The following is a 9,614-nucleotide window of genomic DNA, read 5'->3' on the forward strand; positions in this document are numbered from 1 at the left end:
GAAAATCGTCAACAGGTTCTTAGCGCCCGCTCAATGACATAGGGTATCTCGAGGGCCGACAAACTTCCCCGTAGTCTCCTCCTCAGGCATCCACCACAACTTCGCCTCCGGGATAGGACGAGCGTCGCCGTAGGGAACAAGGATCACGCCATAGCAAGGCGCAAGATCCTCGGGCTTCGCTCGACTCAGACCCTCCGCTGTGGACCAAGATCTGGCCTTGGTAAGTGCAATGAACCCCTGCTCATCAATCAGACGCTGGAATGCGCCGCTGTTCGCAACAACGACGGCAGTGCTGCCATTCAACGACAAACGCCACGGCTCCTGCATCGCGTGTGTGTGGCCGTAGACGAACACTCGCATCTTCGTGAATTCGGTCAGTCGCGATTTCAGATGCTCGCGCAACTGCCAGGACAGTGGCACGAGCGTATCCCTGACAAGCGCACCCAGAGTTGCCGGCCGACAAAGAGTCCACCCGTCGTTGCTGTTCGCGGCGGCGAGATCGCATAGGCCCCGTACCTCTTCGTCAGTCAAACTCTTCTTGTCGGAGGCAAGAAGGTCAAGCTCCTTGCGCAAGGAGGCAGCTTGCGCGTCAACAGCCATCAGCTCCTTCCGAAATGGATCGCCGGACGGCAAGGCCGCAGCAAAAAGCCGATGCCCGGACTTGCGCGCCACGCTTAGGTGCCACTTTTTCTCGGGCGGTTCATTCCTCGGCGCCCCGAGAAACGCGGTCTTCTGAACTGCTGACGTTTCGAATAGGTTGAAGGCAAGAAAACGGGCGAGATCCGTCAGAGAACCCCATGCACCGCGGTCGGCCATTCTGAAACGCACGCCTGCCGACTCCGGGCTCAGGTTGTCGATGATTGGATACTGTGCCTCCTGCTCATTGAACAGACGTTGCACGAAGCGCTCGCCCCACGGGCGCACAACATAGGTCTTGTCTTGTTCCAACCGCACGGGAGGCTTCGGCCAGGTCTCGTATCGGTTAACGTCAGCGCCGATTTGGTGCCCGTGTTCCACCACCACGGCACCATCTGCCGAGGCCCAGATGCCCGATCGAACAAGCAGCACACGCCCCTTGTCCGCGCGGAGGGGCCTAGCGAACGTATGCCACACCCGATCAAGCAGGAGCGCGGCGTCGTGGTTTCCGGGAATCAAGTGCACGCGGTTGTCGCCGCGCTCGGCAAATTCTGCTAGCACGCCTAACTCCTGCGCGTGCGCGAGCACTACGGCATCAGCGATGGTCACCATCTCATCGACTGTGCAACCCAAGTCGGCCGACAGGCCTACACACTTCACATGCTGCGGCGGTTGCCAAAGCTCGAAAAGGTCCCCCGCTATCACAAGGTCGACCGCGTGGTTGCCGCGTTGCGACAGATCATCCAGAAAACCTTTCAACGCCCGGGGCCAGCGGAAGTCTTCAGTGGGCGCCCATGCGCCGCCGTCAACGCGGCCCAAGCCCATGTGGTGGTCGCTAATCACGGCAAGGTAGCGCCCGTTCGCGGCGCTTCCCTCCGCCCGTCCGACTTGGTCCTGAGCTACAGCCACCATACTGAATACCATGCCGGCCAGGGCTGCTGCAAGCATGTTCCAAACGCGCATACCGTCCTCCTTTGTTTCAGTCCGCGCAAAGGCGGATACTTGGGTCACCAAGGAGCACGAACTCCAAGCCCATCTCGTAGAAATCCTTGCCTTGCTTTTTGAACCACGCCGCCGTCGCCTCCCACGCTTGAACGTAGAGATCGGCAATGGTTGGAGTCTGGTTGTTATCGTGTGCAGCGCGGACTTGGCGTATGAAGTTAAGGGCGAGCAAGGTTCCGAAGTCTGCGTTCACCGGAAACGGCGTTACGATCATCGAATCGACGTTTAGCCTGTTCAGCTTGTCGATCAGCTTGAAGGCCAAGGCGCCGCTGCCGCCGGCAGAACAGGCCGAGAGTAGCGCGATGCTGCCGGGCCTGAACGGCCGCCTCAGGGATTCGCTATCAAGCCGCGCCGGCACATCGTCGAACCATAGCTGCCCGTCGGCGTGATGCGAGAGCACGACGATGCCTTCGGCGCGCGACTCGCGCGCTGCGGTGCTCTTGTTAAGTCGCTCGCCAAGAGCCTGGATAGTGCGCGCGAATCCGAAGCGGCTTAAGGGCTCCTGCTCACCGGCACTAAAATTTTTGAGCTCCGCTTCCACTTTGTCGTCCAGACCCTTCAGAACTGACGGAATGCCCAGCGTCCAGGGGTCGATGCAAACCTTGCCGCCATGGAAGCGCTCTCTTGGAAGAGGTTGTACGGTGACGAAGGGCTTGTTCAGGAAGGGTTGCTCACTGCGCGCCGACAACAGCCCGAGTGGTATATAGCGCAGCGCATCAACGGCAACGGCGTGCCGCGCCAGCACTACCGCCTTACCTTCGGACTCGTTGATCAAGCGTGCCATCGCGCTGTCGGCCTCAAGGGCTATGTTGCCGTACACGTCAGGCATGCGCGCCGTAAACAATTTTCGACGCAGTGTTGCGGCTACGTCGGCGTAGGGGCTCGCTTTGGCCCCAGGGGGCGCGTCCACGGCCGCCGTGCGGGCATCCGCAATCTGCATAGGTAGCTGGGTCTCTTTCTCTACGTACTCCTGAATCGATGATTCCGTTCGCCATGCATAGACCCCCCCGGAGCGACCGGTCGCGCGGGCCTTAGCGAGCGCACGACGGTCGACGAACCACACGATGCTGCCCTCATCGCGCGCATTAGGGTTAACTTCAAAAATGTGAAAGACGGCATCCGCCTCCTGTGCCCCTTTCGGGTCGGCACGGGACGCGATCGATAGTGCGAACTCTGCACCCGCCTGTAGGCGTCCTTCCGTCGGACAGGTGTGATCAGAACCCACTTGGAAATCGTAGATCAGGTGATCGAGCGGGCGAATGCCCGCGCCGTCCCAGACAGAGATGGCGACCGACCCGCAGCCTTTGGCTACCGCGGCAACGGTAAGCGACATTTGGCCTGCACTCACCTTGCGTCGGTATTCTCCTGCGCCGAAAGTGCCTGCCTGCCAACGTTTCTGCTCGTCTGCGTCGAGACCGACCTGCTGAAGCCTTCCCACCGACACCCTCAGCGGCCGTTCTAACCCCTTCTCCGCGGAATTCGGCTCAATAGCCCCGCCTAGAAACATCAGGCGGATCGTAAAGCTCACTTCGTTCTCAGCCTTATCGAGCTCATCCCTCACTCCCGAGCTGACTGCGACAGCTGCGGCCGCTTTCCTCGACAACGCTGCCATGTCGAGCACGAATCGGTAGTCCTTACCCAGCTCCAGTCGCTCTACGACCTTGTCGTCGCGTTGGAACCAAGCGTTCCACTGCGGCTTGCCCGCAGCTGTCAAAGGTGGATTGCCCGAGCCGCCACCGCTGGCTGGTGCTGGTGCTGGTGCTGGTGCTGGTGCTGGTGCTGGTGCTGGTGCTGGTGCTGGTGCTGGTGCTGGTGCCGGTGCTGGTGCCGGTGCCGGTGCCGGTGTTGGTGTTGGTGTTGGTGTTGGTGCCGGTGCCGGTGCCGGTGCCGGTGCTGGTGCTGGTGCCGGTGCTGGTGCTGGTGCTGGTGCCGGTGCTGGTGCTGGTGCTGGTGCCGGTGTTGGTGCCGGTGCCGGTGCCGGTGCCGGTGCTGGTGCTGGTGCTGGTGCTGGTGCTGGTGCCGGTGTTGGTGCCGGTGCCGGTGGTGGTGCCGGTGCCGGTGGTGGTGCCGGTGCCGGTGCCGGTGCCGTAGCATAGAGTCGCCGAATGTCCGACCATCGCTGAGACTCTAGACGTAAGCTCGCAGCGAATTGTTCCTGGCCGCGCGGTTCGACGTCGAAGCCGAGCTCGGCAAACCGCTGCTTTAAGGCCGGATCGCGTAGCACTTCAGTGACCGCACTTTCTAGTTGTGCAATGGTCGACGCTGGCGTGCTCCTTGGTGCCATCAGACCCACCAAGTTGTCCAGCGTGACTTGCCCTTCGCCAGACTCAGCGAAGGTCGGCACGTCCGGTAGTAGGCTCGACCGACTTGTTGACGTCACGGCCAGCGGTAAGAGCCGGCCTTCTCGGATGTCGGGGAGCGCCGCCCCTAAATCGATCAAGGCAGTGTCGACTTGACCGCCCATTACATCGATGATTCCGGACGCAGACCCACGGTAGGGAATGACCGTGAATTCCGCTTTTGCAGCTTCCTTGTAGATGTTGGTGACAAGGTAAGTAGGAGAACCCGCTGCCCCGACGGTGGCAACAGTCACTGCTTTGCTACGCGCGAGCTCGTTCAACTGCCTGAGCGTGCGGGCTGGCAGACCAGGTTTCGCTACCAGCACGTATGTCGAAGTGGCAACCTGGCTAATGGGCAATAGGTCCTGCGCCGGCATGTATGGAAGGCGTGGCTCCAGCGCCGGCTGGATAGCCAGACCCTGGTTCGTTCCCAACAACAGCGTGTGTCCGTCGGGCGCACTTCTGGCAACGCTCATGCCGCCTACCGTGCCGCCACCACCAGGGCGGTAGTCGATCAGCACGGGCTTGCCCAAGCGCTCCTGCAGATGCGTTTGAAGTTCCCTCGCGATTGCATCCAATAAACCACCAGGCGCAGCGGGGACGACGAGGACTACGGGCTTGCTCGGAAACGGCTGCGCATGCGTCAACGACGCCCACAAAGACACGCCCAGCAACGCCAGGATGAGAAGTTTACGCATGGCCCCCCCTATCCAGTCACTTCATCTTGTTGGTGGGAACAAATACTATGAGCTATCGAGCTCCACGTAAACGGCGGAATTACCAAAGTCCTGAGTGAACCCTGCAAGCTGCGATGATGGATGAGTAAGCAGTACCGCGCAGAGATCGACCGCTCACGCGCGCCCTGGGACGTCCCGATCAAGTAAGTACACATCGACACCCGAGACAGGAAGTGTCAACAGAGTCATGACCTGGGGACGGTGTGTACAAACTTCTGCCACGGGAGCAGCCCGTCGATCTGGTTTTTAAGGAAGACCCAGCACTAACCGAAGACAACAGCCCCAACAATAGCGTTCCCAACAAGCTGCCCCGCAAGAACGCCGTACGAGCCTCAGTAGAACGCGCCGAATTGCACAAGGGGGACCGTGCCGATGGTCGCGCGACTCCAGTTCGCAGCCGCAGAGAACAACGGTCTGCGCAATACGTTGAATGTGGGCAGCGCCACGAGCTGCAACCCAATCAGCGTCCAGACTGCTCCACCGGTCGAACAAAAGAACATCACGAGATCGTGGGCAGCTAGCGTGAGATGAACAATGGTTGAGATCAGTCCCGAAGAGGCTGTTAGCAGCAAGGACCAATGACCCCAAAACCGAGGGCGAGTGCGACACCCCAGCGAACAGTTGACTGAACATGGTCGTAGAGCCCCAAGATTCTGACCAATTTCGGGCGCGATCACCCCCGGCAAGGCAAAGAATGCGTCGAATGTAAGCTGCATGATGCGGTCAATCACAGTCGATCCGGCCAGATTCTCGGGGCCGAATGCCGCTGCCACCGCTGGCGCGAGATTGCTCACAATGGTCGGAACGGCTCAGACCATCACACCTCGCAACCCGGCAAGCGAGTCAACCAACCGGTTCACTTGTACCAGCTTGCGCCTGCTGAGGAATGCCAATCCCATCAGAATCGCCCCCGGGACGATTCACTGTGTCAACAATGCTGTTGAGCGCGGCCCGTCTAAGCTTCGTTGTCGGACAGTTTTCCAGTCGACGCAAGATGAATGGGGCGGACGTTGCTAGGCTGGTTGATGCGCCACGGGCAGCGCCGTGCCTGCAGCCATCGATCGCGCGCAAACCGATCGATGCTGACTTTGTCTCCCGCCTGGTTTCCGCCCAGAACATGGTAGGCACCATCGTCCTCGCCAACGTAGATACCGACGTGCCCTTTGATACCTTTGCGCTTGCCGCGCCAAAAAACCATCACGTCTCCCAGCATCGGCACTTCGGCAGGAGTGCCCCAGTGTTGCCAGTTGCGCGCCAAGAGCGCGTTTCCCCTAGGGGTGTTCTCCCACCCGGCCTGTCCCGCAACGTAGGCCATCGCAAGGCCGCACCAGGCGGTGGCATCGTCCACGTACACTTTTCCCAAACCAACCTCTTTTGCCCAAGCCAGGATGGTGGGGTTCGATCCAGGCCCCTTGTCCTCCTCAGTGCCGAAGACCTTGATGAACTCCGTGAGAATGCGAGGGCCCGGTTCGTTGTTGAGCCACGCGTAGGCTGAAGGCAGAGGGTTGCTCATGAAAGTCTCCAGGGTTGGCGTTCGACAGATGCATGTCTATCCATGGGATGCTATGCCCGACTCATTGCTCGCGCCAAGCATTAAATTGCCAGTGTTGCAGACGGACCGGCAAGCCGTGAGTGGCTTGGCCACACGCGTAGGCGGACCCTTCCTCTCCATGAAGATGCTGGCGGGTCTCACCGATTGGGTGTGGCGGTGCATAAAAGGAGCGCATGAGCAGCCTGGAAAGCCGTCAGTGGGATTCAGTTTGCACCGTGGTATCACTGCAAACCAAATCACCGATTATTTTCGCCATTGCCCGCAAACCCAGTGTTGACAAGGCTTTCGCGCTCCTGGATGATGAGTCACATGTCCCGCCACACCGCCTTCATATCCACGGTCTCGATAGTCGTACGCACGGCCGTCGCGCGGTGTCTGGTACCCGGTTGAAGACCTAGTTCTCCGATTCCACCAGCCCGCAGTTCACACCGCGGAGTCTGGCCCCCACCGTCAGGCCACCCCCACCGGGCTCCGCAACCAGGAGCCCGCCATGCCTTTCGGATCCCCATCGTTATCTATGCATCCTGTTCCCACCAGTTGGCGAGGGCGGCATGGACTTTGACAACGCTCTGGACCTCTTCAAGCGCACTCTTGCGACCGAGAGAAGCCGTCCCGACGTGCACGCGGCCATGCTGAAGTTGGCGCAGCCTGACACCATCGGCGCAGCGAGTACACAAATCCAGCAGGCCCTGGCCCGTGGCGAGCGGGTCTGGATGACGGCCGATCTCCATCTGTGCCATGCCAATGTGATCCGGTACTGCAACCGGCCCTTCATCGATGTCACGCAAATGAACGAGCACCTGGTCTCCCAGGCCCAGAAGATCAGGGATGGCGAGTGGCTGGTGATTGTGGGTGACCTGGCCATGGGAGACCACCACCTGGCCATGGAGTGGATCCGGCGCATTCCGGGCCGCAAGGTCCTGGTGCGGGGCAACCACGATCTCACTCGAAGTGGTGAATGCCGGTACCTGGCGGAGCGAACCGTCGATGGACAGCGTCCGCTGTTTGATGCCGTGGTGCCTTTCCTGGCCTGGCAGGACGCGCTCGGGCAGAGCGTCTTTGTGAGCCACTACCCGGCGACCGTGGAGTACAGCGCAGGCCGACTCCTGAACTACCACGGGCATTTGCACCGCGAGGTGCTGGAACCCACCGAGACCGCCCACTTCGTGAACGTGGGCTGGGATGTGACACAAGGATTGGTATGCCTCTGAATCCAAAAACCGTCAAACGGCGATCCGAGCCCTCTGGACGAGCATGCATGGATAGCCGCTACCGCTTCCCCTTGCCACCGGAGATGGGGTGGAAGGTGGGGAGCCGCGTGTATTTCTCGCGGAGAGGTCCTGGAAAGGGATTCATGGTCAGCGCCAAACCAGGACCGCTATTGAACGGACGGTTGATCTCAAGTCGGATTCAGCGAGTCAGCTTCACGCCGTCTGCCAAGGTGCGCAGGAAGCCCCGCCGGAGTCGGCCGTGAATCCGTACAACGACCGCCTGGAGCCTTCATGAAACTGCTCGTGTACTCGGACCTGCATCTGGACCTGTGTCCTTTGAAGCTGCAGCTGGACCCCGACTTCCTCAAGACCATCGATGTGGTGGTTCTGGCCGGCGACATCACCGAAGGGACAAGGGGTCTGCCCTGGGCGCGCGAGACCTTCCCGGACAAGGCCATCGTCTATGTGGACGGCAACCACGAGTTCTACGGACAGAACTGGGACAAGCATGTGGATGCCATGCGCCAGATGGCCAGAGAACGGGAGATTCACTACCTGGAGAACGATGCCGTCATGATTGGCGGAGTGCGGTTCCTGGGCTGTGCGCTCTGGACGGACTTTGCGCTGCACGGGATCGACAGCAAGCTGGAAGCGATGAGCACGGCGCGCCAGCGCATGAACGACTACAAGCGGATCAAGATTTCTCCGCAGCCAGAGATGTACTGGCAGCGCAAGCACCGGTTGTTTCCGGCGATGGCCGCGCGTCGGCACCAAGAGAGCAGGCAGTGGCTGGAGGAGCAGTTGGGCCAGGGGGATCCACAGAACACGGTGGTGGTCACCCACCACGCGCCGCATCTGCGGTCGATCCCGGAGGACTTTGCCGAGCATCCGCTGTCACCCTGCTATGCAAGCGACCTGGACTCGTTGATGGGACGGGCCAGCACCTGGATCCATGGGCATATCCATGACAGCGTGGACTACCAGCTGCGGGGGACCCGAGTCGTTTCCAATCCCAGGGGGTACAGGCTCGGGGGTGGAGGAATGGAGAACCTGGAGTTCAGGGAGGATTTTGATGTGAGAGTGGACTTTCAGCGATGAAAACAAGAAAGCCATTGAGTTCCGCCTCCTGTGGCGCAAGGCTCAATAGCTTCGGCTATCGTCAAACACTCGGTACACGACGTCTCTTCGTCTTGTCTGCTTGCTATCTATCAGGTCATACATGCAACCATCAAATTTTGAATTGCTGCTCAGCTACCCTGAGGCAAAAAAATACATGCGCAAGCGATTTCCGTTCGGCTGGATACGCTCGGAAGTTGCGGGGACTGGTGAGCCATTCTTTAGGCAGCTTGGAAGCGACATGAAGCACTTTCACGAAATGCGGGCTCGTATCCGAAAAAGCCTTTCCGAAACAGAGAGTGCTCAAGCTGCCGCAGCTCTAAACTGGTCGAGCTTTCTCAAGCCGCGTGTTGAGATCCTCGATTTCTGGTTGAGTTTCCTCACCGCACTTGGTGCCGTTGCGAGTGCTGGCTTTGCGCTGCTGGCTTTCCAGGAGCAGGCGCAGAACCATTCCTCGATTTTTCACGGCAGTGTGGCGGCGGTGATAGCTGCGATTGTTATCGTATTCAACTTTGAATTGAATCGTCGCAAGTCCTGGTACAAATATCTCATCTCTCATCTCGACGCCATCAAGTGAGTCAAGGCATCTGCTCAAGCTGATGGCTTTTGGCGGGTGCTTCGCAAGAGTCAAACAGTTGAGTCTGTATGTGCGCTATTTGGTCTCAAAGCCCAAGGTAAGCTGCTGGATCGATTTGTCCTTCACGAGTGCGACTACTTGCTGGTACACAATGGGATCGTTCGCCCGAATCCACGAAACTGCTGCCTTGCAATTGACATGAATACTGCTTCTGGTGCACTCGGGGTGGGTAGCAACGTAGTCGTGGATCTTACGGATTGCCATCTCTCTTTTTCGGTCCAGCCTACTGGCCTGCAAGAAGTCACCGGCGCTGGTGCCTAACAGGCTGAAGAAATACCTCCCACGCATCCAGCCCAGCAGCCCAACCCCCGGTAAGCTCACCGGAGCCTCCCACATCACTTGACCTTGACCCCCATGCGCGGCGCCGACACCTTCACCGAAAGC

At 59.7% G+C, this 9,614-nt stretch carries 8 protein-coding genes and 1 pseudogene; 4 read left to right on the top strand and 5 right to left on the bottom strand.

Annotated features, from left to right (window positions below; translation table 11 throughout):
- Nucleotides 1-30 precede the first annotated feature (30 nt).
- Entirely contained in the window at nucleotides 31-1,647 is a 1,617-nt protein-coding gene (locus tag ACYZGB_RS11535; protein ID WP_462388383.1) for a metallophosphoesterase, read from the bottom strand.
- A complete protein-coding gene (locus tag ACYZGB_RS11540; protein ID WP_462388396.1) occupies nucleotides 1,616-3,259 on the bottom strand; it encodes a hypothetical protein in 1,644 nt (547 codons plus the stop codon). Before ACYZGB_RS11540 ends, ACYZGB_RS11535 begins: the two co-directional genes overlap by 32 nt.
- A 95-nt stretch (nucleotides 3,260-3,354) precedes the next feature.
- Between ACYZGB_RS11540 and ACYZGB_RS11545 the strand changes: the two genes are divergently transcribed.
- On the top strand, nucleotides 3,355-3,729 hold the full coding sequence (locus ACYZGB_RS11545; protein WP_462388398.1) for a hypothetical protein: 375 nt from the start codon (nucleotides 3,355-3,357) through the stop codon (nucleotides 3,727-3,729).
- A 25-nt stretch (nucleotides 3,730-3,754) separates the two neighbouring features.
- Here ACYZGB_RS11545 and ACYZGB_RS11550 read toward each other — a convergent pair.
- A pseudogene (locus ACYZGB_RS11550) lies at nucleotides 3,755-4,675 on the bottom strand (Bug family tripartite tricarboxylate transporter substrate binding protein); the annotation flags it as partial.
- Between the two features lie 994 nt (nucleotides 4,676-5,669).
- Nucleotides 5,670-6,227 (bottom strand): TIGR02594 family protein, encoded by a 558-nt coding sequence (locus tag ACYZGB_RS11555; RefSeq protein ID WP_462388385.1) that lies wholly within the window; start codon nucleotides 6,225-6,227, stop codon nucleotides 5,670-5,672.
- Nucleotides 6,228-6,817: 590 nt separating this feature from the next.
- On the opposite strand from ACYZGB_RS11555, the gene ACYZGB_RS11560 reads away from it, so the two are divergent.
- The 3 genes from ACYZGB_RS11560 (at nucleotide 6,818) to ACYZGB_RS11570 (ending at nucleotide 9,170) form a co-directional block, all read left to right on the top strand.
- On the top strand, nucleotides 6,818-7,477 hold the full coding sequence (locus ACYZGB_RS11560) for a metallophosphoesterase (protein ID WP_462388386.1): 660 nt from the start codon (nucleotides 6,818-6,820) through the stop codon (nucleotides 7,475-7,477).
- 291 nt (nucleotides 7,478-7,768) lie between these two features.
- Nucleotides 7,769-8,575 carry a metallophosphoesterase gene (locus ACYZGB_RS11565; RefSeq protein ID WP_462388388.1) on the top strand — a complete coding sequence of 269 codons (807 nt, stop codon included), beginning with the start codon at nucleotides 7,769-7,771 and terminating at the stop codon, nucleotides 8,573-8,575.
- A 121-nt stretch (nucleotides 8,576-8,696) separates the two neighbouring features.
- Nucleotides 8,697-9,170, top strand: coding sequence for a hypothetical protein (locus tag ACYZGB_RS11570; RefSeq protein ID WP_462388389.1), 474 nt, complete (start codon nucleotides 8,697-8,699; stop codon nucleotides 9,168-9,170).
- 75 nt (nucleotides 9,171-9,245) lie between these two features.
- Here ACYZGB_RS11570 and ACYZGB_RS11575 read toward each other — a convergent pair.
- Nucleotides 9,246-9,614, bottom strand: a 369-nt coding sequence (locus ACYZGB_RS11575) for a hypothetical protein (RefSeq protein ID WP_462388390.1), incomplete at its 5' end; no start/stop codon positions are given.

This window comes from Acidovorax sp. Q11 (assembly GCF_054950075.1).

Excerpts from the sequence above, each read along its gene's own strand:
- ACYZGB_RS11570 (WP_462388389.1), top strand. The coding sequence starts at position 8,697 with ATGCAACCATCAAATTTTGAATTGCTGCTCAGCTACCCTGAGGCAAAA.
- ACYZGB_RS11555 (WP_462388385.1), bottom strand. The coding sequence starts at position 6,227 with ATGAGCAACCCTCTGCCTTCAGCCTACGCGTGGCTCAACAACGAACCG.
- ACYZGB_RS11560 (WP_462388386.1), top strand. The coding sequence starts at position 6,818 with ATGGACTTTGACAACGCTCTGGACCTCTTCAAGCGCACTCTTGCGACC.
- ACYZGB_RS11565 (WP_462388388.1), top strand. The coding sequence starts at position 7,769 with ATGAAACTGCTCGTGTACTCGGACCTGCATCTGGACCTGTGTCCTTTG.